The sequence below is a fragment of the Roseburia inulinivorans DSM 16841 genome, assembly GCF_000174195.1.
Lineage (GTDB): Bacteria > Bacillota > Clostridia > Lachnospirales > Lachnospiraceae > Roseburia > Roseburia inulinivorans.
Genome location: NZ_ACFY01000158.1, coordinates 12,340 through 38,236 on the forward strand (window position 1 = coordinate 12,340; position 25,897 = coordinate 38,236).

A 25,897-nucleotide genomic window follows, 5' to 3' on the forward strand; every position below is an offset into this window, starting at 1 on the left:
TCACTCCTATCTTTTCCTGTTTCTGTCTGGCATATAGATTCCCTTATCCTCTGCAACAATACCCGCATTTTCTATTCTGTCCTCAGACTTTTCTTCGTCCAGTCCGCCAAGATCTGCGTCCATAGCTTTTGCATTCTCAAGGTCAAGCTGGGCATTTAATTCATACTGCCTTGCAAGTTTTTCTTCCAGTTCTGCACTATATGCAAACGGCTTGTCATACTCCGCCTTTGAAGCCTCAAGATCATTTTGGTACTGTTCAATCTTCTTTTCCAGAAAATCAACATTTTCGTGAAGTCCGTTGAACAGGTTCTCCAGCTTTACCATACTTCCCACCGGACTTGTGGAAAGTTCTGCCTTGTATTCCGTCTTTCCACGAAGCACCATATAGTTGATACTGAGGAAATTCTTTTCCACCAGAAGCTCAAAGCCGTGAAACTTACCGACTGGAGTGGTTTCGCCTGTCTTACATTTGCTGATTGCTTCAAGCATTACGGTTCCACCATCCACTCGCTCTGTATAAGTTGCATTGCCTATGGTAATGGCAAAATCCGGGTTATCAATCAATTCCTTATCCCTTGCCTTTATATCCTCCCTGACATTGGCAAGTTTCTCTGTCGCAGTTTTGATGAGTTTTGGATACTTGATCATAAAATTATCCTGCAATCCGTATCTCTGATTATCATAAGACGCCTTTAAGAGCTTTAATCTCTGGACATCATTGTCAACCTCCATCTTTTCCCTGATTAAAGGGTTGCCTGTAGCAACCGCCTTAATCTCCGCATAAGAAAGTGTTGCCTCATCAATGTCCTCACAGCTTCGGCTCACTGCCTTGCTTGTCATAACCTGACTGATGAAACGCTGCTTGTTTTCCACAAGTGACCAGTTGTATGCATCAAAGGTTTGTTTTGTAACATATCGGTAGATTGCCACCTCATCGTTTTTATTTCCCTGTCGGATACCTCTGCCTTCCCTCTGTTCAATAGAAGAAGGCTTCCACGGGCAATCGACATGGTGCATTGCAACAAGGTGTGTCTGTACATTAACTCCGGTTCCGCACTTATCTGTCGAACCGATAAGGACTTTTTTCTTACCTGTCCTCATTTCCTTAAAGAGTGCATCCCTCTGTGCGTCTGTTTTTGCATCGTGAATAAATGCTATCTCCTCCGCAGGGATACCATACTTGATAAGTGACTCCTTCAGATAATCATAAATCGTAAAGTCCTTGTCCGGTCCCGGTGTTCCAATATCTGAAAAAATAAGCTGACAGCCTATATGACCATCAGCATTTCCTTTTACATATTCTTTCCAGACATTTTCCGCTACCTTATTGAGCTTTCCGTCCGGGTTGTTCGGTGCGTCCTTATCAATCAGTCTTGCGTCTGTTCCAAGAAGTCTTGCTTCGTGCGTAATCTTTAAGAAGTTGTCAACACTTGGATCAACACCCCCGCCCCTTATCCTTTCTGCTCTTACAACAAATTCTTCCATTACCTGCTTCACATACCAGTCCGGCTCCGACTCCACGATGATAGGCTTGCCGCCACGCAGAGCTGGCACATCAAGGTCAAGCATATCCGCTGTCTGCACATCGGCAACCTCACGGAAGATGTTCATAAGCTCCGGCAGATTGGTAAACTTATTGAACCTGCTCTTGAAACGGAAACCACTGCCCTCAACCGTAAGCTCCAGTGCCGTTGTTACTTCTCCAAAGTTAGCCGCCCACGAGTCGAAATGATGAATTCCCATCTCCTCAAGTGCCGATTTCTGCAAATAAAGCTGCATAACATACATCTCACACATCGTGTTGCTTATCGGTGTTCCGGTAGCAAATACAATGCCCCTGCCATCATTTATCTCTGATAAATACTGGCATTTAAGCTGCATATCCGTTGACTTCTTAGCCCCACTACTGCTGATTCCCGACACATTATTCATCTTTGAAAAAATGGCAAGGTTCTTAAAATTGTGTGCTTCGTCTACCATAATAGAGTCAACACCCAGCTCCTCAAAGGTAATGAGGTCATCTTTCCTGCTCTCATCGGTCAGGGATTTAAGCTGTTCCTCCAGCTTTTTCTTCTGGCTTTCCATCTGCTTTACGGTCCAGCGTTCCCCGTTCCGCTCCTTCATATCATCAATCGCATAGGTGATCTCATTTATCTGTTCATTAAGCATTCGCTCCTTTCTCTCTGCCGAAATTGGAATTTTCTCAAATTGCGAGTGCGACATAATGATGCAGTCATAATCGCCTGTCGCAATCCTTGATACAAACTGCTTTCTTCGGCTCTTTTCAAAATCACGCTCCGTTGCAACCAAGATGTTTGCTGACGGGTAAAGCCTTAAAAATTCACTTGCTGTCTGCCCGATAAGCGGCTTTGGCACTACCATAATTGTCTTATTGGAAAGTCCGAGCCTTTTCTGTTCCATACACGCAGCCATCATTTCAAACGACTTTCCGGCTCCGACGCAGTGGGCAAGCAGAGTATTTCCTCCCATAAGGATTCGTGCCACCGCATTTTTCTGGTGCGGTTTTAATTCAATCTCAGGGTTCATTCCCGGAAATTGCAAATGGCTTCCGTCATACTCACGCAGGCGGATATTATTGAAGGTTTCATTATAATATTCCACATACTTCTGTCGGCGTTCCGGTTCTGCAAATAACCATTCCTTGAACTTCTCCTTGATCATATTTTGCTTTTCCCTTGCAAGCATTGTCTCATTTTTGTTGACTTCATAATGGTACTTGCCCTCACCATCATCAATCCTGTCCCTGACAGTGACCGTTTTTAAGTTCAGGGTATCCTCAAAAATAGAATAAGCGTCCATTCTGCTTGTACCATAAGTTTTCGTTGCCGCCACGGAATGTTTATCCATACTTTTGTTCTCAATGAACCATTCCATACTCATTTTATTCAAGTGTACCTGAATACCGGAATTATAATACTCCGTTCTGATTGCCCTTGCCCTTTTTGGTGTATTAAGCAGCTCATAGATAAACTGTTCATAATCAAGCGGTTCAATCCAAGTTGTACCAATCTTTACATCTATATCCGAGGCTTCAATCCATTCCGGCTGAACTTTCTCTAAGGCTGCGGCATTGGCGGCAAATCTTTCTGCCTGCGGATTATCGGTATCCGCCGCCATTGCCTTTGCAACACGCAGCTTATCCCTTACATTGCCTGACAGATATTCATCTGCTGTCTCCCAGCCTGCGTCCGGGTTATTTTCATTGTAACGGTCAGGATTAAGAAAAATAATTCCATCGAGTTCCTTTATGAGAGTATCCCTGTCTGTTTCATAAATGGAGAGCATATAAGGAATATTTACATATCCAAACTCATTGACCGATACATTAAGAGCCTCAACTGCAGTTTCTACCCTGTCCACCACGGACTTTGCTTTAATCGTCTGCTTATAAAACATATCAGCCTTCTTCACCTCCCCGTCCTCATTTACTTCTTCAAGACTGCAAAGAAGCGGATAATCGCTGTCATCCCTGAACGCTGTACGGTTTGCTTTGGAAGTGATTGCTCCATACTTTCCAACGAATTTATCATATTTTACATTCAAAAGCTGCTGTTTGTCTGCAAGCTCCTCATCACTACAGCCCTCCATCTGGATATCAATCAGCTCTCTTGTTATCTGTCTGATTTCATCAAGGCTCTTAATACGCCCCTCCGCTGTCGGTGATACTTTCTGCCTTACCATCTCTGAATTTTCCCTGTAGTAAAGTTTTCCTTCAAAGAATGTGTAAGTATAATTTCTGACATCCGGATCAGCGGGAATGACTTCCTCTGTCTGTTCCTCATTCTCTGCCAGTCTCTCAAAATCTGTCATCTGTGCTTTGATGTTACTGATTGCCATATTGAGTGCTTCATACAGATTGAAGTTCTCATCATTATTCACACAGACGGTATATTTGCTGTCCTGTCCGAACATCCTTGTATCATACTGCATTGTACCAAGCATCATCTCCGGGTGCTCTGCAAAATAGGAATTGACTGCTATGCCATCACCTGTGACACCAAGATGTACCCAGTCAGGCTCTATATCAATTTTTCGCTCTCTTTTCTGTAAAAAAAGAATGTCCGCAGTCACCTCAGTTCCTGCATTATCCTTAAATGCAGTATTCGGAAGTCGGATTGCTCCCACAAGTTCTGCCCTCTCAGCCAGATACTTTCGTATAGTCGGATTGCTCTTATCCAGTGTTCCCTTTGTGGTAATCACTGCAACCATACCTCCCGGTCTTGCCTGATCGAGTGCTTTTGCCAGAAAATAATCGTGAATACGGAAGTTATACTTGTTGTACTTTGGATCGAATATCTTATAATCTCCAAATGGCACATTTCCCATAACAACATCAAAGAAGTTATCCGGATATGTGGTGTTTTCAAATCCTGTAATACTGATATTGGCATTCTGGTAAAGCTGTTTTGCTATTCTTCCCGATATGCTGTCCAGCTCCACTCCGTACAGCCTGCTTTGCTGCATTGGTGCTGGCATACTTCCGAAGAAATTACCGATACCCATAGACGGCTCCAAGACATTTCCGCCTTTAAACCCAAACTGCACAAGGGCTGAATTGATACACGTTGCAATCTCCGGCGAAGTGTAAAAGGCATTATTTACAGTTGCTCTTGCCGCACTGTATTCCTCATCGGAAAGAAGCTCTTTCAGTTCTGCATACTCTTTGCTCCACGCAGCATTATTCTCATCAAATGCCTGTGACAAGCCACCCCAGCCGACAAACTTTGATAAAACTGTCTGCTCCTTTGGTCTGGCAAGTCTGTTTTCTGCTTCAATCTGCTTTAGTGTACGGATTGCGTCAATGTTCCACTGGTATCTGGTCTTTGCACCGCCCTTTTCTGTTTCCCACAGGTTATAGTGGAAATTGAGTTTTGTCTGGTCTTGTGTTTTTTCTTTTCCACGCAGACCTTCCACTGGCGGTAATACTTCCTGTGCAGGTGTTTCAGGGGCAGCCTCCTGTGGTTCGGTATCCTTCTGTGGAATATCTGCCGATACATTCTTATCCTCATCAGAAATTATACGACCATCCGTGTCAATCTTGGTATTCAAGCCATATGCAATCGCCCGTTCTCTGGTTTTAAGACGGCTTTCTCTCACACTGTCCTCAATATCAAAGAACTTGCGATAAACAGGATTCATCTTTTCCCTGTCAATCTTATTTTTTATGGTCTGATAGATTGCCTTCTGGTCCTCTCCACAGTACAATGGCTGTTTTACCATATAGGATAAGATTTCATATACCTCACGCCATGATACGGTATCCCCTGCCCTCTCTCCATTTCTGTTTTTGTAGCTTACTTTCACATCTGCACTGCTTAAAGTGTATTCTGTGAGTCCATACTGATTATTGCAATATGCCTTTCTCTCACCCTGAACATTTCCCATCGCTATCTCACAGATCAGTTCCAGCTTATTCGGCATAAATGCAAAATCCGATTGCACCACATCCATAAGGAAAGCACGGAATGGTGTGTAACAGCTACATTCTGACACAAGTATCTCAATGGCATCTCTTAAATCTTTATCCATTGCAGCTACACGGTCAGCATAATCAATCGGCTTGATATACCGTAACTCAGCCGCCTTTCTGTTTACAGCATAACTGTCAGGCTCATCAGGAATAGCATAATCATCAATTTCTGATTTCTCCTCCTGCGTATCAACTTCACGGTACTCTGCGTCAATGACTTCATCATCTTCACGAAGTCCGTCCATTGCAAGCTCATCAATACGAGGTGTCTCCGACTGGTATTCTCCGGTAAGGATAAGTACACCGATTTCCTTTTCGACATTCTTCCACGAAACGTATCCTTCTACTTCTCCATCTTCATCTTTCCATTGGATACGAAGTCCCGAACCGTGAAATGTGTCATACCCGTGCAAGCCTAGACCGTCAAGCGGCCAGCTTGCACCCCCCTGACCATATTCTGCCTTGATACGCTTTGCTCTGGTTCCTGCGTCTATCTCTGTCTGATAGATTTCACACACCCTGCCTTTTCCACCGACAAAGCCAGTTCCTTTCATAAGTATCTCTTTTACATACTCACTTGGTACACTCTCTGCTTTCTTTGGATTAAGGTAATTATATTTTCTGGCAAGGGCAGCCTTTTTATCCTCCTCGAACTGACGCATAAATTCATTGTGTCTGGTTTTCTCCGGCTGCTTCACACCAAAACTTGCCTGCCCGTTTTGGTCGAAAAAAAAGGAAGCCTGTGTATATTCGGCTTCCTTACTGACACCCAATGAGTTAATCTCATCAAGCTCTCTATTTAATTCTTCCTGTGTTTCTAATGAAACTTCATCACGATCTGGTGGAGCACTACTTCCTCTGCCTGCATCTTCGCCTGCTCTCTTATCTTCCACATCTCCATTGTCGATGACGGATTCTGTGGCTTGTGCTTCATTAGATACTGTTCCTCCAACTGATCGTAAAGCTGGTTTGCTTCCTCCTCTACTGCCGACATCTTCTCGTACATCTTCCCGAATCTCATCAGTGTCTTGTACCTTGCCGGTTCGTTCTCCAGAAGATACTTCATTGCCATTCTCCCGTATCTGCCCAGCTTCGTTAAATCCTCTGTCTCGTCCGGCATTGTCAGCTCCGGATACAGCAGTCCGTCCACTTCCTTGTAAGTCATTGCTTCTAACATATGATATTCTCCTTTCGCTCTCAATCGTTTGTAAATTCCTACTAAATTCTCTAAGAACACTACAGGAGACATCGCATACAAGGGAACCAAGACGGTAAACTATCTCCTCATCTTTGATATTTACAATCTGACTGAAATCCTGTTCTTGCACAGATAAGTCAAATCCACATCTCGTCCCTACAGCATACATAACACTGGAATATACTAACTGCTCCATATCGCTATCCTGCTGTAAGCCCTTGCGTTTTTCGTTGAATTCCTTTATCACACTACCTGATAGCTGCATTAGTTCGGACATTCTATCCCCGAACTCCTCTTTTATTATATTCCAAACATTTGTTCCTGTAAACTGTTTTAGCGTATTTTTTAGTGATTCCCTGTCATCGCTTTTATACCGCTCCATCTGTCCTTCCGATACCAGAAAGTCTGCATAACTTTTCAGGTTTTCCCCCTCCAGATCCCAAGTCAGCTTCACATTCTTTCCGCCTGTATCACTGATATCGAAAATATATCTCATACGGGGATTAAGTGCCCTTGAGGGGAAGATAGCACAGCCCTTTGCTCCACGCTTTACATATCTTCCCACTTTCTTCCAAGTGTCATAATCTGCCATAAGGGTACTTTTCTCCGGTGATCTCTGAGCTGTTACCATAACGATATTATCAAATTCATAGCGATATAACTGACCAGCAACTTTTAATACATCTTTCCAGTTCTTTTCAGAACGGGTGATGTTGCTGATTTCTGAATCATATATCGCTTTGACCTTCATATCAACACTCATGTGTCACCCTCCTTTTACTTCAGTAATTCTGCAAACATTTCCTTAAAGAGCTTTGACTCCTCCCCGTCAAGCTCAATCACAAATTCTGCATCAACCGCCTGTCCATCACATTTGCCCTTTCCTTTTACAATCTTTCGCATAATCCTGAGAAGCACATAACACTGCTTTGACTTGGCTATGCTCTGCTTAAAGGCAAGTCCGTCGCTGTCAGCCGACTGCTGTGTCTCATAGACAATCACATTCAGCTTTCTGCTGATTTCCTCAACTTTCTCATATGGAATACTGACAGACGATTTTACCTCTCCCGGTCTTTCCCATTCCTTATGAAGTTCGTTTAATAAAAATTCCATATCCTTAATAACTGCTGTCTGCTCATTTTTCATCGTGTCTTTCCTCCATTTTCCTTTAATGAAGAAGGGAGCTGTTCTTCGCTGTATGGCGAAAAATCAACTCCCTTCATATCCTCCGCATCAAGGACTATCTGTTCTGAATAATACATATCCATTGCCTTGTTTATGGCATCGTCAAGTGACTCTGCCTTTACTGTCTCTACCCTTGAGAGAACTTCTTTTATCTCAATATCAAATTCTTTTTCCATTCGATATCAGCCTCCAATTCCATTTTTCCTCATCGGCTCTTTTTTCTTTTACCTGTCTTTCCTTAAAACCTTCATCATACTTTCCATCTTCAAGCCTGTCATAAAAATATTCCTCCTCTATCGTTCCAAATTCCTTATACATCTGGTGCAGGAAATCATTCTGCATATTTTTTGGAATATCATCATCCTTTGACAAATCCTGATAAAAATAAAACTTCTGCTTGAGTTTCGCCCTGTAATCATAAACATCTTTTATCTTTTCAGGTGTCCCGTATTCTCTTTTATATGCCTTAAAGTTGGTCTGCGAAAGTGTGGAACCAAGATAAATCCCGTGCTCCCACGATACCCCAATCGCTGTGTTATCCTTAGTTGGCTCCTCGTCTTTCGGATATCGCTTATACTCTGTTGCTCCAAGAGCAATCGTGAGAGAGCCGCTTTTCATATCCATTACCACAAGATTGCGTGGAGATAATGCTTCAAGTACCATATAATCGTGGTCATTAAAATTATGAAATGTCTGCCCTCTTTCAAATGTCCTGTCGCATTTTTCATAATGCAGGATAAAGTCATCTATCCAGCCTCTATCCGTCATTCCAATCTCATCCATCTTTGTAATACACTCTGGGGAACTTGTTGCCTTATCAAAGTAAAATTTCTTTGAATCATTATAATATCCTTGCAAAAAGCGTCCCAGTTCCACATCATCTCTACAGAATTTTGCAAAAACTGTAACATTTGCTGCCCTGTAATACTCTGTAAAACCTTCCGCAAGCGTTCTTCCAAGAAGCAGCATCTGATCTGCAAGCTCTGACATATCATCAATGGCAACGAACTTCTTATAATCTTCCAAAGTCATAAGCATATTTCTTTCTGTTCCCTTATAATTCTCCATTACAAGAATCATATCCTTTAAATCCATTCTTACCTCCTGTCCCAGAGAGGACTTTCGCCCTCTCTGCCAATTTTCTATGGTCTGCCAATTACTACAATCTTTCCAACACTTGCCACATCACGGTAAACTACGCCAACTCTTTCATTCAGGGCTTCTACCACCTTGCCATTGCCGACATATACTGCCACATGGCTGATATTCTTATATCTTCCGTTGTTTGTGAAACTGTAAAAGATAAGATCACCAGGCTGCATTTCATCATAAGATACGGTCTTTCCTGCTTCATCAAGTCCCTGTGCTTCTGCCGCTGCTGTAGTTGCTCCTCCATAACTGATATTCACATCTGCATCCTTCCATGAATAATACGCAAGTGAACTGCAATCATAATAATTGCCACTATCTCTTAATTCCTGACTGTAAGGATAACCCACTCTGTGAAGGGCATAAGAGCAGACTGCTTTCTGCCTGCTATCTGTAATACCACTGAGGATTGCATTTATTTCATCCTCTGTCATGGAACTTACTCCGGGGCTTCCACCGCCTCCACCGCTTCCACTTCCGGCATATCCAAGCTGTCCCATAAACTCCGGACTCATGATCTGCTCAAGCATTTCTACCTGATCAGAATTAAATCCATAAACAGAAATCATATCTCTGTATGATTTGAGCGTAACATTTACATACAGTACCGACTTCGTAACAGTTGTTACATTGCCATCTGCGTCTGTTTCCTCCACATCTTTTGTTCCACTACTTGTAGTATAAGAACACATATCATTTACTACAGTCTGCAACCACCCCTTTGATATATCATTCATAATTGTTGCAGTATCGCCTACACCATACTTGACCATGTAGACCGCCATAATGTCGTAGTAGTTACTTGGATTTTCATCCATTCCCTCATAATCTACATACACCAGTTCGCCAAAGTCATATCCGGTATGTTCATTCACTTTGGTATTCACATCACGGTTAAATTCAGACACATAAGCACTTGTAACTGTCTGCACTGTATCTCCTGACTCCAGCGGCGGTAAAAATAAGGCAAATGGTGAATTATAAAGAATCGCTATCACAGCAATAACCGGAACTGCAACGATTACCACTAAAAGAACCAACAGCAAAAGTACAAGTCCGATAATCGGAGCTGCCGCCTTTATCCAGAGAACTGCCTTTTTTACAATCAGATCTTTTACCAGTTTTACAACACTGTCCGTCTGATTTTCCTGTTCTTTCATCTTATCCAGAAAAAATTTAATCTTTCTGCTACGGTTCGCTGCTTTCACATCCTTCGCCTCAATAGATACACCTGTGGCATAGCCTGCCGCCATGCCGACTGCTGTACCTGCTCCCGGTGCAACCGCTGTACCTGCCGCTGTGGTTGCCGCTTTTGCCGTAGTTTTGGCAGTTTCTTTTGCAGTGTTCTTAGCAGTTTCTTTCGCTGCTGTCTTTGTCGTGTCACCGGCAACCTTTTTTTGCCGTATCACTGGCAGCTTTCTTTCCCATCTTTTTTGCCAGTTTCTTTCCTGTTTCTACCTTCTTGATACGCCTCTTTGCTTCGGCTGCCGCTTTCTTTCTGAAAAGTGACGCTCCCCTTGAAGCAGTTCCCGTAACCGGACGGCTTACTTCATATGCAAGATAAGCTGCCTGTGACACTTCCTGCCCGCCTTCCACCTGCTCTGTAACTGCTCCAGCCGCAAGTGCTCCCGTTCTTCCTGCTATATGAAGATTGGTATTCTTCGTCTTGATAGAAGTATTGGACTCCCGTATATTTCTCTTAAATTTTGAAGGTTCCTTTTCTTTCTTCTCTGCCTGATGAATGGTACTCTTACGATAAGACTTCTTTTTACCTGTATCATTTATCTTTGCACTGGCAATTTTCGGACCACGCTGTACGGTGTAAATGTTACTGCCCTTAATTTTAGCCTTCTTCGGTTCATGCATATGAATCTTAGCTTTTTTCTTAGTGTGAATGACCATAGGCTTGTCATCCACTTTTTTTATCTTCAATGTTCCCACCTTCTTTCTGTATCCTTAAAAAAGGTAAAAAAGTAGCCATCCGGAACTTAGTCCAAATGGCTGATACATTGCAATTCTAATCAGCAAATTTTGCCTCCCTTTTCTTCTGCTCCGCAATCTTTTCGTGGATATTGGTGTTATACAGTCTGTAAAGGTCAGTGTCCTTGCTGATCTGGTTATCAAACGGAATTACCACGGAACCACACTTGATAAGTCCCATTCCCGATGCAGTATTGGTTACGAAACGAAGCTGTGCCTCTGATACACCGATAACCTCTGCCATCTTGGAACTGTCTGTATTCGCCTGCTTTAAGAGTGCAACAAACTCAGAGTTTGCAAGCATTGTAGTGGCGGTGTAGTTCTGTAAAAGGTCCACGACGTTCTGGGTGATACCCGTGCACAGTCCACCTTGTTTCCTCACCTTCTTCCAGAGCTGCTGTAAATATTTTGCAGAATACTCCGAATTAAGCAGGACATGGAACTCATCAATATAGAGCCAGGTTGCCTTGCCCTTCTGCCCGTTTTCTACAATTCTGTTTTGAATAGACTCCATCATAACAAGCATTGTGATAGGACTAAGCTCCGTGCCTAAGTCCCTGATACCATATACCGTGAATCGGTTATCTACATCAACATTTGTCTGGTGGTTAAAGATATTGAGGGAACCATTTACAAAAAGTTCCAAAGACAATGCGATATCCTTTGCTTCGTCCTCCGGCTGTTCCATAAGGATATCGTAGAAGTCACTCATTACCGGAATATACTTTTCCCTGCCCCTTGCAATGTCGATATACATCTTTCTCACGCAGCGGTCAATGATTGATTTCTGTCTGGAATTTAAGCTGTCCCCGATACACTGCTCACAAAGACCAAGCATAAATTCCCCTTTTTCCCTTATCATTCCCTTTGAATCATTCGGATCAAGACTCCACACATCCATCTCAAGCGGATTTACATAATTGTCCGTGTATGTGGACATATTTACCACGGTTCCACCATAAGTCTGTGCAATATCAAAATATTCGTTCATCGGATCAATGACGATAATCTCATCATCTCCCGACAAGAATACGCTGCCCATTTCCATCTTACAGAAGAATGATTTGCCGGAACCCGGCACTCCGAATACAAAGCCATTTCCGTTGATGAGCTTCTTTCTGTTACCGATATTTACATTCTTACTGATCTGGTTGATACCGTAATAATTACCTGTGCTGTCATTCAGTTCCTGCACATTAAACGGCATAAGCACCGCAAGCGACTGGGTAAGAAGGGTACGCATTGTTTCCACCTGTCTTACACCAATCGGAAGTGCCGTGTTGAGTGCTTCCCTCTGCTTTAAGTAGTGTGTATCAATCGTACAACTGTTACGCTTTCCGATTGTTTCTACTGTTTCGCAGACACTCTCAAGCTCCTTCTTACTTTCTGCCATAAGGATAATGGTAACTCCTACAAAGAAAAGACACTGGTCATTCTCACGGACATCATCCATAATTGCCTCAATCTCTTTTTTCTCCGTTCTCTTTGCATAAGAGATTTCTGTGGAGAAGTCATTGTTCTTATTACGGACTCTCTGCTGCTTGATAATATCCGACTCAATACCAAGATATTTCTTCTGAAGCACCTTTGTGGTCAAATCCTTTGGCACAGGCACTACATCAATACTGGTAATGGAGTGGACAGGAAGGGAAGTAATCTCATTGATAAATCTGTCAGATAAACTGCTGGGATACTTCTTAATGAAAAGTGCCTTGCAGTATTTACTCTCGTCCTCAAAATGGTCTGGGAAATATTTCACCATACCATTACATAAATCATTCTTAAAATCTGCTCCGACCTTCTTTGCCTTTTTGATATCAAAATCAAAACTGCCCTCATCGCCAAGATGGTAATAGTCATAGAGCACTTTCAGCCTTTCATTGCCGTTAAGCGGCACAATCTCCGCCCCCAGTTCAATGAAAGCCTTGTGTATTGTTGCCTCAAGTGTGGCAAACTGTGCCTTTGCCTCCTCAAAGTTCTTTCTCTCAATCGTGATCGTCAGGTATCTTTCCTGTTCAATCCCCTGTCTGCCCTCAATAATCTTCTCCTCAATAATGTCATTGTAAATTCTTCGGTAATTATTGAAGCCATCGTTTTTTTCTGTAATAAGAACCTTATCACGGAGATCCTCCATATTTTTGTTCTTATTGTTAATCGTAATCTTATAATTACAGTCCAGCGAATTTAAGAATTTGCAGTATCTTTCAAAAATGCCGATCTGCTCATCCTCCGTTGCCGTTGTGTAATTGATGTCCTGAAAGCGGTAACACTTGGAATACTTATTCCTGCTTACTTCAAAAATACCGTTTTCAGCCACCGCCATAATCTCTATGGTTTCCTGAATGGATTTCGGTGTCTTATACAAAGGCTCACTTGCCTTTTTCAAGAGCTTAAATCCGTCCGTAAATAAACCCATTGTCTCTAACCTCGCTTTCTTATCTGTGAAAGCCCGCCGGGAACATCACCCAACGGGCTTGTTCCCGACCTCACGGTCAGATACATATGAATAGTTGTGTTTATCCTGCTAACACTAATGGTATATCCATTGACTTCATAACAAAATTTGTGTATAATTTCGTTATCAAACAAGGAGGTGTTTTTATGCCAGCAATCAAATCAAGTGCTGATTTAAGGAATAATTACAATGAAATTTCTACATTTTGTCATAATTATCCTGAACCAGTTTTCATCACGAAGAATGGAAAAGGCGACCTTGCCGTTATGAGCATTGAAGCCTACGAAGAACTGACCAGCCGCTTTGAACTTTACAGCCAGATCAAGGAAGGAATGGACGATATTGCCACAGGCAACACCAGACCATTTTCCGAAGCTATGGCTGATATCAGGAGCCGACGCAGCCGATGAGCCATCAGGTTCATATCACTTCCACCGCAGAACACGATATTATGCGTGCTGCGGATTACATCGAATTTACCCTCAAAAATCCTGATGCCGCAGATAATCTGTTAGATGCTGCGACTGAGCAGATAGGCTCATTAGCCGACCTGCCACAGAAGTTCCGTCTGGTAGATGATCCGGTACTGGCAAGCTGGGGCATTCGTTTTGTGATAATCAATAATTACCTTGCCTTTTATACGATTGATGAAGAAAAGCAGACTGTAATTATAGTCCGATTTCTCTATCAGAAAAGTAACTGGACTTCCATTCTTCGACAGGGATTTTCCCTCATTTAAGGAATCTGTTTTTATGCAGGTTCCTTTTTAGTGCATTGCTTTATAAGCAGCCACACCCGCTACCGCCAGCACAAACACGGCTGCCAGTCCAAACATCATGTTTCTTGTCTTTTTCTTCATTTCTTCAAATTCCTCCTGTTTCTTTACTGCTGACTCAGATGTTGTAATCTCTGATTGTAGTTTTTTACCTTTCTTCTTTACCTGTCCGTTCTGCTCCATTTCAAAAGCCTTGATAATCGGCTCTCCCTCAGTAGATACATAGGTAAGAGCCTTATTTCCAAACATAAAATGCAGTTTCTTTCCCATATACTCGTAGAAATTCATTCCATTAAAAGAATAAAATCCTCCAAGTGCTATCGGAGCTACACACGGAATCGCCACATAAGCAGAACCCGTAAGACCAATATATCTATAAAGAAGTAATACGATACCGCCACCGACTATCACACTGGCAATAGAAAATACAAGCTGTTTTGCTGTAAGTCCCATTGCCACCGATTCCTGATAACGGTCAATATCTTTGTTTATTTCAATAACCATTGTCCTCTGCCCCCTATCTTGCTAACTCCTTTGTCTCCGGCTTTCTTGCCATACCGATATTTGCCTCATACATATCCATTCCATCCGGACACAGTTCTCTCAGCTTATCGACATTGAACAGATAAAGAGGATATTCACAATAACCACTCCTCTGTGTAAATCCTGTAAACTCCCCAAGCTCATTTTCTGTGATGAATTTCTCAATATCCGGCATATCATTCACATTCAGATATCCGCAGTAATTCGGTGCAGCAACAGACAAATTTACGGTCACATCACCAAACGGCTCATCGTATCCATCTTCATTACACATAAGCCCGATATACATTGCCTTGTTATTCATATACTGCTGAATATCGAGTGTTACCTGTGTCTCCCCGGAAAAACTGGAATTATAAGTCACCTGTTTCTTTTCATTATCCATAAATGCCTCCTTCTATAATCCGAATGCCTTACTTGTAAGTGTCTGTGCTCCCTTCACACTTCCAACCGTCATTGCTATGGTAAATGTCATTTCACACAGATAAATAAGTGTCTGTGCCCAGTCTGCATAACTTCCCGTAAAGGAAGGCAGCCCTGCATTGATAAATGCATTGCATACCACAATCGCAAGTGCCATTGTTACCGCCTCAAACACACAGGATAAGAAATACTTACAGTAAGTTGACATCGTATGACTTACCATTCTGTTTCCTGCCATTGTAGAGCAGGCGATTGCTCCAAGCGGCACAATGATCAATATTTTTAAGAATCTGAAATACACGGTGTAAATGATAAAGAAACCACAGATAATAATGATGATTGCAAGCAGTGCCGTAAGGATCAGCATTACCAGACTTTCACCAAATCCAAGTCCCTTAATAACATCTGCCTGTGCACTGTCAATGGCAAGCTGTGTTGTTGTTCCTGCCGAAATAAGCCCTACCAGATTTCCGATGGAAGTAAAAAATGCTTTCATAATCGTGACATTATTGGCAACAAACCATTCTGCAAGTCCTAATCGGATAAGCATACGCAGGATTGATTCAAACCTCATTTCATCTTTCACATCTATACTTTCCGAACAGAAACCGATAACAAAGAACAGTACCACAAGGGAAGAACCAACCGCTACAAAGATTGGCTCTATTCCCTCGATGACTGCCCACGGACCACCGCCCTTAAAACTGACGGGCGATTGTCCAAGCATTGCAAAAACCAAAGATATCTGATTGTTCCAAAATCCAAACATAGCTTCAAGGAGAGCAAGTATTTTGTCTCCCAGCTTAAAAATATCCATACCTGTTATTCACCTCTTTTCTTCTATTGCAACAGGGATTATTTTTTCCCTATCTTAGAAGCCTAAGAAAGTGAGTACAGTAGAAATACCTGCCATGATAATACCTGCCACAACCCCCTTTAAAGCTGAGTTCATAGTAGATGAATCCTGCTGCTGGTATGCCTGTGCAAATTCCATTACATTCTTTGCAAGGATAATTACTCCAACTGCACCGATAACTGCGATCACAAGCGTTTTTAAGTTCTCAAGCGGCTGTGTTACTGCCGAAGTACCTCCTGCCGCAAAGCAGGTAGTGCTCATAAGCATTACTCCCATAACGGCTCCGGATAATGCCGGAACAAATTTTTTCTTAAACTGAATAAATCTCTGCTTCATACCTTTTTCCTCCATCTGATTGTTGTTGGTTGTCGTAATAATCTGTTCTTTTCTCATATTGGTTGTCTCCTTTTCGATAAAAAAATAGCCAGCAGGGTTTATCCCTAACTGGCTGTTAAAAGTTACTTTATATGATCAGGCATAGCCTGTTGTAATGATAAAATCGGGCTTTCCCCGATATGTTTTGCTGTGACCACCTCCTTTCAAGGTACAAAAAAAGCACCTTAACCATAATTGGCTAAAGTGCTGTGTGAATTAAATATTAAGTCATTTACAAGAATGACAAAGCTATAATTATCATATATTGCTTTTTCTTAATAATGATTCAAGTTGACTATTAATGGCATTTTTTAATAATTTCGAGAACTCTTGTCCACTTGCAAAATATTTTTCTCTTATGATTGGAAAATCCTTTGTATGTGTACCATCTGGTGCCTCAGCTTCAACTAAATTATTTAGTAAATTTTCACATTCTATTTTTTTGTTTTCCAATTCTTCAGTATAGCCCGCATCGAGTAACGGTTTTGCAATTTCATAACGCCCCAAATCGTCCATAAATTGATTAAGCAATCTATAAAATGCTATTTCACTGTCTGTTTCTCCTTTGATTTCAGAATCATATTTATGCCAATTTATTAGTATTTCATGCAACCTGCTATATCGATATTTATCAATTTCATTTAACTTTTTTTGTTCTTCAATATGTTTTAATCTATAACTATTTATCAAAGAAATTATTATATTCGCTATCGATGTTATAAGAGCTGCAAATACTGTTGTTGTTAGAATCACTGTATACAAAAAATCTTTCTTTTCCATTAAAGTACCACCATACAATTCCCAATTTACGAAACTCTTTCATTCCGCATAGGCACATTATACCACAGTTCCTGTGCCTATGCGACGCCTTTACTGATTCTTCCGATATGAACTCATCTTCTCCACCGTCACTTCCGGATAGAAATAAGTAAGAATCGTTGCTTTCGGAACACCTGCCGCAAGTGCTTTCTTCACTTCCTCTTTCTGCTCTGCGGTGTATGACCAGTGCATCATTCGGTTTGTGATCGTATCCTCCCACTTCGGCTTCTCCCTCTCAGGATTTCTTACCGGCTGTTCTCCTCCACTGTTGTCTGAGTCCTCCTCTTTCTGCGATTCATCGGCATATTCAAGCTCATTTGCCTGCTCCCTGTCAATTTTTGCTTTTTGCTCTGCCTCATCCTGCATTGAAAATCTTCTGTTCAGTTCCGCATCTCCAAGCATCATAAACTGCTCATAGGTCAGTGTATCAATATACACATTCTCTCCCTTATCCTTCATTTTTTCATAATGCTTAACGGCTTTTTCCGATAAAATCTCAAATGGTGGTCCGATGATACGGTCTGCTCCCTGTGTATTATGAACATACGCTTTTCCTTTTCCGTCCGCTGTCTGATTAAACATCGGGTGTCGGAATGGAATATACTTATTGTCCATTATGGGATCAAAACCACGGATAAAAATAATACATTTCTTATTATCCAGCTTTCTGACCTCATCGGGTGTAAACAGTTCCCTGCCTAAAACATCATAATTTCTTGATGAGCTTCCCTGTCTGCCCTTTGTCTCACCGCTTGATTTTTTATCAATTGTCCCCTTGCCCAAAAGCTCCGAGACATACTTGTGTGTACTCTGCTCATTGCCTCCAAGATAGATGAAAGTATCGCAGTTGCCGGGGATTGTTTCCCAAGTATCTTTGAAAAGTGCCTTTAGCTGGGCGAAATTCTGAATGATGATAATACTTGAAATCTCCCTGCTTCGCATTGTCGATAACAACGAACAGAAGTCATCTGGCAATGCGACATTCGCAAATTCGTCTAACATAAAGGTTACATGGATCGGCAGTCTGCCACCACAGTTAAAGTCTGCCTGATAGTACAATTCCTGAAATATCTGTGTGTATAACATACCGATAATGAAGTTATAGGATTTATCACTATCCGGGATTACACAAAACAGTGCTGTCTTTGTCTCCCCATCTCCATTTACTCCAATACCGATATCAGACAAATTTAACTCATCTTTGGAGAGCAGTCGTAAAACCTGCTTATTTTCAAGAAATGCAAGTCTTGAGTTTGCACTGATAATAATAGAACGAACTGTATCGCCCGCACCTCTCATACATTTGTTGTACTGTTTGACCGCAGGGTGATTTGCTCCAAGCGGCGAACTCTCCTCCAGAAACTTCATACGGACATCCAGCTTTGAAGCCTTTCCCGGTTCCTTAACCTCTGCTTCTCCAAGCAGCTTCAAAACTGTCTCAAAGTTTCGCTTTGCAGGCTGCACCTCCAGCCACACATAATAGAAAATTGCCTGTAAAAACAAGCCTTCTGCTTTCTCCCAGAACGGATCACTCGGCGTTGAGCCTTTTGGTGTGGTATTACTGATAAGATTGGTAATCAGCTTCACCACATCAGTTTCCTCTCTGATATAGGAAAATGGATTGTAACAGTCTGATTTATCCATCTCCAAAAGATTGATGACTTTTACATTGTACCCGTTATCCTTTAACATCTGCCCGCAGCTTCTTAATATCTCTCCTTTCGGATCAGTACAGATAAACGAACAGCTATGTGGCATCTGCATAAGATTCGGTTTTACTTCATAAAATGTCTTTCCTGCTCCGGAACCGCCGCAGATAAGTATATTTCCGTTGAGCTTCAGCCTTCGGAAATCCAGCGACATCTTCACATTCTGACTGAGTATCCGGTTGAAATTCTCATCTTTATCCGCCAGTATCTTATTGACCTGCTTCGGATTTTCAAATCTTGCTGTACCATATTCTTTGCCGGGCATATAGTTTCTCTGGCTGGTGTAATACATAATAATAGCCATTGCATAGATACATAATGCAATGGCTACTGCGTTTACTGTATTTGAATTGTAATAATTGGCAAAAGGAACTGCACACACTTCATTGAACCTGTTCATAAAGTCATTAAAGGCAATCCCTTCTGTCCATGCACCATTTATCAGATAACCAAGATACCCGGATAACACTGCACCCACTAAAATAAATATCAGTGACGGTTTTTTCTTCGTTGTCTGCATAGGCTCCTACCTCTCTTTTCTGGTAGTAACCGTTTTCTTCTTTGTGGTCTTTTTCTGTTCTTTCTGAACCTTTTCATATCGCTCCCTGACAGATGATTCTACCTTATCATAATGCGTATAAAGTTCGTCTCCCTTTTTCGTAGTTACCACACGGTTCTGCTCATCATAGAGTTTGTAATCCTTGCTGGTATCAAGGAATGTGAGCATTGTCTTTCCATTATGGATATCCATAACGTTCTCCTTATGCAGCCACACATATCTGACATCTTTTCCCCATGTTCCCGGAACTCTGGTCTTTACTGCATGGTCGTTTTCTTCTGCAATAAGTTTCTTACTGATCGTAACATCTGACAGGTTCGTATTTTTTGAGGCAGATATTGCCCTCATTCTGTCCGCAAGGCTCTGATACCCTCTGATCCGGTTAGTGAAAGCCTCCTTATCCATCATTACCTTGTGTGTACCATCCTCACTCCTGCCGCCAAGCACCCCGATTGTCTCAAGCTGTTTTATTACATTTTCTGCCTGCTCCCCATTGATGCTGAAATTCTCCTTGACCTGCTCCACACTGATAGCCTGTTTTTCCATAGCAAACATTCCCACTTTTTCAATGAGTCCGTCTATGGCAGAATTTACCTTATCCCCTTCTACCGTGTGGCTTTTCTCGTTTCCCTGCTGTTTTCTCAAAAAATCCATCAGCTTGCCGAGGGACTTTTCATCTCCATTCTTCAGATAGTCATCAAAGGTGGCAATCCTGCCAAATTTCAGCTTCTGTATCATCATATTCACACGGGGAACTGCCTCTGTATGAAAGATGACCTCACTCATACCGTCTGTCTTGTTACAGTCTGGAAGAACCGAATACAGGATTCCGTATTTCTTTGCCATTCTCTCAACCTTTCTCATATCTTCCGTTTTAAACTGCAATACCTGCAAATCCCCGCCCTTTAAGAGCAGCTTTCTCATAGATGTTTTTCCCAACGACTTTTCATAATCAAGCATCCCCTTTAAAAAGTCGATTGCCTTCTGCATGGCGGCAATACCGCCACTGCCTACTTTCATAGCAATCTCTATCCCGTCATATGCGACACGGATAATCTGTACCGCTTCCTGAATTTCCTCTGCCATTATCGCACCTCCGCTTTCTCTCTTATTGTTGTCCTTATTTCTTCCGCCTTTGTACTGCGGATTTCCTCTGCTGAAACATCAATACCATATGCTGTTAAAATATCAGACAGATGACTGATTGCTTTTTCCTCCTCTATCCGGTACATCTCAAGTGCCACAAGCAGGTTTTCGACCTGTTCCACCCACGCAGGCTTTATATCGTACTTTGACCTGTATGTGACCATAATCTCCTCGGACTGTACCTTATCCGTGGAATGTGCCAGAGCTTCGATCAGGGAAATCGTATCTTCCTTACTGCCGCTTCGGAAAGCAAACTGCACCACAAAGTTTTTTCTTCTTCCGTGAACTCGTGTTCTACACCGTTCATCCCTGTTACCGCCTCATTGACTACTGCTAAATTCATAAGTACCTCCTAACCTGCCATACTGTTTTCAAGCACGGCAATCTCAATAATCTCTTTCATCTTTTCTGCTGAGACATTATTATTGATAAGTTCCACAAGCTGCCCTTCTGTCAGTCCCTTTTCTATGGCACTTTTTATCTGGACAAGCTGTGCAGGCACAAGATCACCGCTTGCAACCAGCTTTACAATGTCGGCTCTTGACTTCTTTTTAAATGAAAGTCTGGCAAAAAGTGCCGCAATACCACCATTTGATTTTCTTTCTGTACGCTCAACTGGAAGATGCTGGATTACACGCCCGGCAGAGTCCGTAACAGGTATCTGATAATACACGGGTATTCCATTGTACATAGGTGGCACTGCCTGTGAATCTGCAAGTGTTTTCACTGTTTCCTTATTATCAGTAGCTGCCAAAACCTCTGACGGTCCAGCCTTTTCCTCTTTTTCCGCAACCTTCTGATCATCAGATGCCGCACTCATAATCTTATCCTCAAGAGATTCTATCCTGTCTCTCATACGCTCCATCTCCTTGTCCTTATGCTCAATGCTATCTCTTAATCTTGCAATCGTGCTGCTTGCCTTATTAAGTTCATCCTGCTGATGGCTGATAATTCCATCCTTGTCCTCATTTTCCTTTACAAGCCTTTCCGTGACTTCCTTATCTTCCTTTAATACTTCAACATCGGATAATTTTTTATTAAGGGCATCGTATCTTTCCTCCTGATAGTTGATTTTCTCCACTACCATTTCCATCTGTGCAATCAGTTCTTTCACATACTCTGAGTCCTGCGTATACTGCTCCGCAGCCTTTGAAAGCTGTGCCAGAACTTCTTCATATAATCTTCTCATCACAACGGGCTTCTCTCCCCTTGCCACAGCTTCCTGTATGGTTTCAACCGGAACTCCCTTTTCATAAAATTCCAGTGATACCTTCATCTGATTGCCGGAGAGCTTATTATTGTGAAGGATATTAAAAAGTTCCTCCGGAATCCCCTTATGCAGACCTTCCGATAACACTCTCATCTGTCCGATGTTAAAATTCTTATCCAAATACTTTTCCGTCTGCTCCTGCGTAAGTCCATCCTCAAGATCACTTTTTACAAGCCCGTACACCTCATCATCGAAATTCATTTCTTTTCTCAATGACTCAATATATCTGGCAATCTGCATATTGCTTAACGGCTTGTCATTCAGATTTTGTTCCATATGCTCCTCCTAACTGCGTAAAAAAACAGCCTATCTTACTGGCTGCTCTTTTCTGTCTCTTATAATCTCTCTGTTGTATTCGGTCTTTCTTCCATCTGAAATACTGTCCGGGATCATGCTGTTTAATATTGCCTTACCCGTATTCAGTTCCCTGCATACAACCTTTTCTCTCGCACACACTTCTGAATACTCCTCTTTGTAATGTCTTCTTAAAGCCTGCACTTCCTCAAGCGAATATCCCTGTGCCTGTAATTCCTGCTCCAGTGCCACCCACTTCCTATGCTCATCTTCAAAGAAGATATCTCCAAGCCTGTATGACTGCTCTGCTGGCTTTAAGTTTTCCATCTCATCAGCCGCAGTAAAAAGTTCCATGCTCCTTTCCCTTGCTTTATAAATCCGGCTCTTTTCTGCCGAAGTCTCTTTTTTCTTATCCGTAAGAGAAGCTATCGTCCCCACAAGTTCTTCTGCTGAATGGATATTATGCCTTGCAAGGAACAAATACTGTTCCTGCAGCTTGTGCATTTTACGGATATCCTCCCTGTACTTCCATACCTGACTGTATGGTCTTTTTTTGAGTTTTCCCACCCGGTACAGCTTCGCATAATGCTTTTTCTGAAGTCCTGACAAGCCTGCCCTGCGGTATCTTTTAACTCTGCACTTTACAATGGAAACTTTCGGTATATCCTGTTTACTCTTATAAAACGCAATATCCTCTTTTACAATCCTGTCCCGGATTGCTTCCTCACAATACATATCCCCAAGAGATTTGCACCTTCTGAACCTTGTCATACCCTGTGGCTTGATTGCCAGATGTTTTCCCTGCTTTATCTGATATCCCTTTTCAGACAGCAGTTCGAGAAATTCCTCATAGTCCTTCGCCTGCAAAATACAGGCATCCAAGTCTCTTTTTATCATATCGGACCATACAAAATTACCCTCCCTGTACTCACTCCATTCCTTATAGCTTTCGTGCTGCCTCTCCTTTTTCTCATCATCCACATCAATAATGGAGAGTCCATATTCCTGACACAGCCTGTTCGTGATAGGCTGGATATACTTTGCCCAGTCCCCTTTTTCGTAACGGTACTTTTTACCGTCCACAAAACTCACGCTGTTAAATACGATATGGGAATGAACATGGGCTGTATTATCGTGTACCACAAACACCGCTTCGTATGACTTACCAAGATATTCCTCCACAAATTTCTGTGTAATTTCAAATGCCGTATCCGGATTTACCTCATTTTCCTTAAAGGAAAGTATGATATGATACCCCTGACGCTTATCAATTTTTCCAAAATTACGCTTGGTTTCCTTCATCTGCTCAAATGCGGTATCGACCTGACAGTTTATTGCACCCACCAGTCTGCCATCCTGTGTTTTGTCCGGGTTCATCACATAATCAAGTGCCCGCTTTAAATGTTTTCCGTGAAAATGCCCGCCACAATCTTTCATATTAAGGATTTTACTGATTGCCAATCTGCACCACCGCCTCATTTACTTTCTTGTTCAGTTTACGCATATAGGCAACAAGCTGTGTTTTATCCTCTTTGGAATAAAGTCCTGCATTGTTATTGAATACGATCTGATTGATATTGATTCCAATACGGTTCACTTCATTGATAAGCTCTTTTAAGAGTTCCCTGACTTCCGGGTAATCATTCGGTTTCTGGCTGATGAGCAGTCTTAAATAATCTGCTTCACACATTCCGCTCTCCCCTGCCTTTTTTGCAAGCATTTCTGCCTCCTGCGGCATAAGACGGAGCGTTTTCCTGATACAGTGGATTTTATCTGCCATACGCTCACCTTCCCCTCTTATCTGTACTGTAATCCTTTATTCCTTGTGCTATCGTGGCTGCCGCCTTTTCCAAATCACCCTTGCCCTCCAGATTACTGATAAACGCTTCCACCAGTGCCGTTGCAACAGCATCAATCTCCTTTGCATGACTGGTTTTATCAAATAATCGGTCTAACACCCTCTCATCTGCCTTTAAACTGTCATACTTTTTCTGAAATTCGCAATATTCCTGAAAATCTTTCGGATCATCTTTCTTTGCCTCTGCGTGAAGTATCAGATCATAATTCCACTCACACACCTTATCAATCACATCATCTATCGGAAATGGCTCTATCTCACCGTTTTCCTCTGCCATATCCTGTCTGTACATCTTCCCCTCTGCATCCATTCCGATTGCATAATCATGTCCTTCCATATAATTAAGAAGAAGTGCAGCATCTTCTATCGAAGGGTTGATTTGCTTATCATATACTTCTGCCCAGGCAATCAGTTCCTCTGGTTCTGAAAAAAGTGTTATTTCCCTGTTCTCTGCCACCTTGCACCTCCTTATCCGTGTTTCGTAGATATTCACTATGGCTCCAGTCACCGGTAAGTCCCCGGCGACTGCTAGATACGCATTAGAGACATCTCTGTCCTAATGCCATCTAGTTAGGGGAACATTCCCCTAATACCCCTGCCAAATATAGAGTGGTGGCACTTTGTTCCACCACTTTTGAATAAAACCACCGCTTTGTTCCACCATTTCCGGTAAAAACCACCGCTTTATGCCACCACTTTTTATAATTTATATTCATAGGAAAAAACAGCATCGGAAAGTGGTGGTACTTTGTTCTATCACTTTTTGAAAAAACCACCGCTTTGTTCCACCATCTTCCGTAAAAACCACTGCTTTTTACCACCACTTTTTAATGGCACTGTCCGGCTATGGTCATCTGCTCCTTTTTCTGATCTGCAAGATTAAGTTTTGTTGCAACAAGCCATTCATTGTAATCCTTATAGCCTGCTGGTGGCGGACAGTCCTCAACCTCATAGCCCAGTCCATAGTATTTTCCCATAAGTTCTGCGGCTGCTTTCCTGCCCGGTGAATCCCCATCAAGGCAGAAACGGATAAAAGAAATCTGTGGGTGTTCCCTGAGAAAAGTTGCAAGCGGGGCATCTGCAAGCATTCCAAGAGCCAGCTTATTTGATTCATGGTCGGCAAATATATCCACATAGCTCATAAGGTCGATTGCTGCCTCGAATACAACAAGCTCTGTACTGTTTACATTCACCACATTAAATCCATAGTTCTTATCATTCCCCTCCACATCACACTTGAATGGTTTTCCCTGTTTATCAAATACACCACGCATACTTGCAAATCTGGTTACTCCATTCTTGTCATTTCCTTTAAAGACAATATTGTGATAATGCCTGCTCTCATATATGAGATTTTCCTTTAAAAACAGTTCTATCACTGCCTTACTGATTCCACGCTCATTGTTAAGATAGGATATCAGGTAGGAATTATCCCCTGCTGGCTGCGGAAGCACAAAAGGCTTTCTTTCCTGTGGCTGTTTCTTTGTGACCTGATGAACAAGCGGCTGCTTTCCCGTGCTTTCAATTCTCCGGTATCCGGCAAAATCCAAGAGCCAGAATACAGCCTCTTTTACACTCATTCCGCCAAATACACGGAGGAAATCTATCTGTGAGCCGCCATTATTTCCCTTATCAAACTGCCTTGACCATCTGTACCAATGACTGCGGTCATAGATACGGATTGAGTCCATTTCCTTTAAGGTGTGATATTTTCCAATCCTCTTTACGGTATAACCGAGACTTTCTGCAACGGCACAAAGATCTACGCTCTTTGCTATGGCAAGTTCCTCCTCTGTAAATCTTCCTTCCATA

The 25,897-nt window shown here is 42.1% G+C and carries 22 protein-coding genes and 1 pseudogene; 2 read left to right on the plus strand and 21 right to left on the minus strand.

The window, feature by feature from the left end; all coding sequences use genetic code 11:
* Window positions 1-6 precede the first annotated feature (6 nt).
* The 7 genes and pseudogenes from ROSEINA2194_RS23275 to ROSEINA2194_RS16950 form a co-directional block, all read right to left on the minus strand.
* Window positions 7-6,153: a helicase-like domain-containing protein gene (locus ROSEINA2194_RS23275; protein ID WP_334290591.1), complete on the minus strand. Its 6,147-nt coding sequence runs from the start codon at window positions 6,151-6,153 to the stop codon at window positions 7-9.
* 155 nt (window positions 6,154-6,308) lie between these two features.
* The gene (locus tag ROSEINA2194_RS23700) at window positions 6,309-6,740 is read right to left on the minus strand and encodes a TnpV protein (RefSeq protein ID WP_306723541.1); all 432 of its coding nucleotides are present in this window, start codon (window positions 6,738-6,740) and stop codon (window positions 6,309-6,311) included.
* A gap of 726 nt (window positions 6,741-7,466) precedes the next feature.
* On the minus strand, window positions 7,467-7,835 hold the full coding sequence (locus ROSEINA2194_RS16930) for a hypothetical protein (protein WP_009860904.1): 369 nt from the start codon (window positions 7,833-7,835) through the stop codon (window positions 7,467-7,469).
* Entirely contained in the window at window positions 7,832-8,050 is a 219-nt protein-coding gene (locus ROSEINA2194_RS16935) for a DpnD/PcfM family protein (protein WP_005602909.1), read from the minus strand. Before ROSEINA2194_RS16935 ends, ROSEINA2194_RS16930 begins: the two co-directional genes overlap by 4 nt.
* Window positions 8,034-8,969, minus strand: a complete 936-nt coding sequence (locus ROSEINA2194_RS16940) for a hypothetical protein (protein WP_009860905.1) — start codon at window positions 8,967-8,969, stop codon at window positions 8,034-8,036. Before ROSEINA2194_RS16940 ends, ROSEINA2194_RS16935 begins: the two co-directional genes overlap by 17 nt.
* Before the next feature lie 47 nt (window positions 8,970-9,016).
* Window positions 9,017-10,925, minus strand: a pseudogene (locus tag ROSEINA2194_RS16945) (C40 family peptidase).
* Window positions 10,926-11,040: 115 nt separating this feature from the next.
* Window positions 11,041-13,419: a VirB4-like conjugal transfer ATPase, CD1110 family gene (locus tag ROSEINA2194_RS16950; RefSeq protein ID WP_008116395.1), complete on the minus strand. Its 2,379-nt coding sequence runs from the start codon at window positions 13,417-13,419 to the stop codon at window positions 11,041-11,043.
* Window positions 13,420-13,604: 185 nt separating this feature from the next.
* On the opposite strand from ROSEINA2194_RS16950, the gene ROSEINA2194_RS16955 reads away from it, so the two are divergent.
* Both ROSEINA2194_RS16955 and ROSEINA2194_RS16960 read left to right on the plus strand, forming a co-directional pair.
* Entirely contained in the window at window positions 13,605-13,868 is a 264-nt protein-coding gene (locus ROSEINA2194_RS16955; protein WP_014081285.1) for a type II toxin-antitoxin system prevent-host-death family antitoxin, read from the plus strand.
* The gene (locus tag ROSEINA2194_RS16960; protein WP_009860908.1) at window positions 13,865-14,197 is read left to right on the plus strand and encodes a type II toxin-antitoxin system RelE/ParE family toxin; all 333 of its coding nucleotides are present in this window, start codon (window positions 13,865-13,867) and stop codon (window positions 14,195-14,197) included. Before ROSEINA2194_RS16955 ends, ROSEINA2194_RS16960 begins: the two co-directional genes overlap by 4 nt.
* Before the next feature lie 27 nt (window positions 14,198-14,224).
* On the opposite strand, the gene ROSEINA2194_RS16965 is transcribed toward ROSEINA2194_RS16960, so the two are convergent.
* From ROSEINA2194_RS16965 to ROSEINA2194_RS17030, 14 genes are all read right to left on the minus strand, one after another.
* Complete coding sequence (locus tag ROSEINA2194_RS16965) at window positions 14,225-14,737, minus strand: PrgI family protein (RefSeq protein ID WP_009860909.1); 513 nt, start codon at window positions 14,735-14,737, stop codon at window positions 14,225-14,227.
* Between the two features lie 13 nt (window positions 14,738-14,750).
* Window positions 14,751-15,161: a DUF4313 domain-containing protein gene (locus ROSEINA2194_RS16970; RefSeq protein WP_005602919.1), complete on the minus strand. Its 411-nt coding sequence runs from the start codon at window positions 15,159-15,161 to the stop codon at window positions 14,751-14,753.
* Between the two features lie 12 nt (window positions 15,162-15,173).
* Window positions 15,174-16,016 (minus strand): hypothetical protein, encoded by an 843-nt coding sequence (locus ROSEINA2194_RS16975; protein ID WP_005602921.1) that lies wholly within the window; start codon window positions 16,014-16,016, stop codon window positions 15,174-15,176.
* A gap of 54 nt (window positions 16,017-16,070) precedes the next feature.
* Window positions 16,071-16,448: a hypothetical protein gene (locus ROSEINA2194_RS16980; RefSeq protein WP_009860910.1), complete on the minus strand. Its 378-nt coding sequence runs from the start codon at window positions 16,446-16,448 to the stop codon at window positions 16,071-16,073.
* Window positions 16,449-16,688: 240 nt separating this feature from the next.
* Window positions 16,689-17,210, minus strand: a complete 522-nt coding sequence (locus ROSEINA2194_RS16985; RefSeq protein ID WP_008116407.1) for a hypothetical protein — start codon at window positions 17,208-17,210, stop codon at window positions 16,689-16,691.
* A 90-nt stretch (window positions 17,211-17,300) separates the two neighbouring features.
* The gene (locus ROSEINA2194_RS16990) at window positions 17,301-19,478 is read right to left on the minus strand and encodes a VirD4-like conjugal transfer protein, CD1115 family (protein WP_009860911.1); all 2,178 of its coding nucleotides are present in this window, start codon (window positions 19,476-19,478) and stop codon (window positions 17,301-17,303) included.
* 6 nt (window positions 19,479-19,484) lie between these two features.
* On the minus strand, window positions 19,485-20,603 hold the full coding sequence (locus ROSEINA2194_RS16995) for a PcfB family protein (RefSeq protein WP_005603509.1): 1,119 nt from the start codon (window positions 20,601-20,603) through the stop codon (window positions 19,485-19,487).
* A complete protein-coding gene (locus ROSEINA2194_RS17000; RefSeq protein WP_009860912.1) occupies window positions 20,603-20,926 on the minus strand; it encodes a hypothetical protein in 324 nt (107 codons plus the stop codon). Before ROSEINA2194_RS17000 ends, ROSEINA2194_RS16995 begins: the two co-directional genes overlap by 1 nt.
* Window positions 20,875-21,006, minus strand: coding sequence for a hypothetical protein (locus ROSEINA2194_RS23965; protein ID WP_289844261.1), 132 nt, complete (start codon window positions 21,004-21,006; stop codon window positions 20,875-20,877). The genes ROSEINA2194_RS17000 and ROSEINA2194_RS23965 overlap by 52 nt, the downstream gene beginning before the upstream one ends.
* 9 nt (window positions 21,007-21,015) lie before the next feature.
* On the minus strand, window positions 21,016-22,209 hold the full coding sequence (locus tag ROSEINA2194_RS17005) for a hypothetical protein (RefSeq protein ID WP_005603513.1): 1,194 nt from the start codon (window positions 22,207-22,209) through the stop codon (window positions 21,016-21,018).
* Between the two features lie 30 nt (window positions 22,210-22,239).
* Window positions 22,240-23,664, minus strand: a complete 1,425-nt coding sequence (locus ROSEINA2194_RS17010) for a relaxase/mobilization nuclease domain-containing protein (RefSeq protein WP_005603515.1) — start codon at window positions 23,662-23,664, stop codon at window positions 22,240-22,242.
* Between the two features lie 10 nt (window positions 23,665-23,674).
* Window positions 23,675-24,007 carry a plasmid mobilization protein gene (locus tag ROSEINA2194_RS17015; protein ID WP_005603517.1) on the minus strand — a complete coding sequence of 111 codons (333 nt, stop codon included), beginning with the start codon at window positions 24,005-24,007 and terminating at the stop codon, window positions 23,675-23,677.
* A gap of 4 nt (window positions 24,008-24,011) precedes the next feature.
* Complete coding sequence (locus ROSEINA2194_RS17020; protein ID WP_005603519.1) at window positions 24,012-24,542, minus strand: multidrug transporter; 531 nt, start codon at window positions 24,540-24,542, stop codon at window positions 24,012-24,014.
* A 370-nt stretch (window positions 24,543-24,912) separates the two neighbouring features.
* Window positions 24,913-25,896 carry a DUF3991 and TOPRIM domain-containing protein gene (locus tag ROSEINA2194_RS17030; protein WP_005603523.1) on the minus strand — a complete coding sequence of 328 codons (984 nt, stop codon included), beginning with the start codon at window positions 25,894-25,896 and terminating at the stop codon, window positions 24,913-24,915.
* Window position 25,897 lies beyond the last annotated feature (1 nt).

Coding starts and splice junctions, on each gene's coding strand:
- ROSEINA2194_RS23275 (WP_334290591.1), bottom strand. CDS start 6,153: ATGCGTCAGTTCGAGGAGGATAAAAAGGCTGCCCTTGCCAGAAAATAT.
- ROSEINA2194_RS23700 (WP_306723541.1), bottom strand. CDS start 6,740: ATGTCTCCTGTAGTGTTCTTAGAGAATTTAGTAGGAATTTACAAACGA.
- ROSEINA2194_RS16930 (WP_009860904.1), bottom strand. CDS start 7,835: ATGAAAAATGAGCAGACAGCAGTTATTAAGGATATGGAATTTTTATTA.
- ROSEINA2194_RS16935 (WP_005602909.1), bottom strand. CDS start 8,050: ATGGAAAAAGAATTTGATATTGAGATAAAAGAAGTTCTCTCAAGGGTA.
- ROSEINA2194_RS16940 (WP_009860905.1), bottom strand. CDS start 8,969: ATGGATTTAAAGGATATGATTCTTGTAATGGAGAATTATAAGGGAACA.
- ROSEINA2194_RS16950 (WP_008116395.1), bottom strand. CDS start 13,419: ATGGGTTTATTTACGGACGGATTTAAGCTCTTGAAAAAGGCAAGTGAG.
- ROSEINA2194_RS16955 (WP_014081285.1), top strand. CDS start 13,605: ATGCCAGCAATCAAATCAAGTGCTGATTTAAGGAATAATTACAATGAA.
- ROSEINA2194_RS16960 (WP_009860908.1), top strand. CDS start 13,865: ATGAGCCATCAGGTTCATATCACTTCCACCGCAGAACACGATATTATG.
- ROSEINA2194_RS16965 (WP_009860909.1), bottom strand. CDS start 14,737: ATGGTTATTGAAATAAACAAAGATATTGACCGTTATCAGGAATCGGTG.
- ROSEINA2194_RS16970 (WP_005602919.1), bottom strand. CDS start 15,161: ATGGATAATGAAAAGAAACAGGTGACTTATAATTCCAGTTTTTCCGGG.
- ROSEINA2194_RS16975 (WP_005602921.1), bottom strand. CDS start 16,016: ATGGATATTTTTAAGCTGGGAGACAAAATACTTGCTCTCCTTGAAGCT.
- ROSEINA2194_RS16980 (WP_009860910.1), bottom strand. CDS start 16,448: ATGAGAAAAGAACAGATTATTACGACAACCAACAACAATCAGATGGAG.
- ROSEINA2194_RS16985 (WP_008116407.1), bottom strand. CDS start 17,210: ATGGAAAAGAAAGATTTTTTGTATACAGTGATTCTAACAACAACAGTA.
- ROSEINA2194_RS16990 (WP_009860911.1), bottom strand. CDS start 19,478: ATGCAGACAACGAAGAAAAAACCGTCACTGATATTTATTTTAGTGGGT.
- ROSEINA2194_RS16995 (WP_005603509.1), bottom strand. CDS start 20,603: ATGGCAGAGGAAATTCAGGAAGCGGTACAGATTATCCGTGTCGCATAT.
- ROSEINA2194_RS23965 (WP_289844261.1), bottom strand. CDS start 21,006: ATGAATTTAGCAGTAGTCAATGAGGCGGTAACAGGGATGAACGGTGTA.
- ROSEINA2194_RS17005 (WP_005603513.1), bottom strand. CDS start 22,209: ATGGAACAAAATCTGAATGACAAGCCGTTAAGCAATATGCAGATTGCC.
- ROSEINA2194_RS17010 (WP_005603515.1), bottom strand. CDS start 23,664: ATGAAAGATTGTGGCGGGCATTTTCACGGAAAACATTTAAAGCGGGCA.
- ROSEINA2194_RS17015 (WP_005603517.1), bottom strand. CDS start 24,007: ATGGCAGATAAAATCCACTGTATCAGGAAAACGCTCCGTCTTATGCCG.
- ROSEINA2194_RS17030 (WP_005603523.1), bottom strand. CDS start 25,896: ATGGAAGGAAGATTTACAGAGGAGGAACTTGCCATAGCAAAGAGCGTA.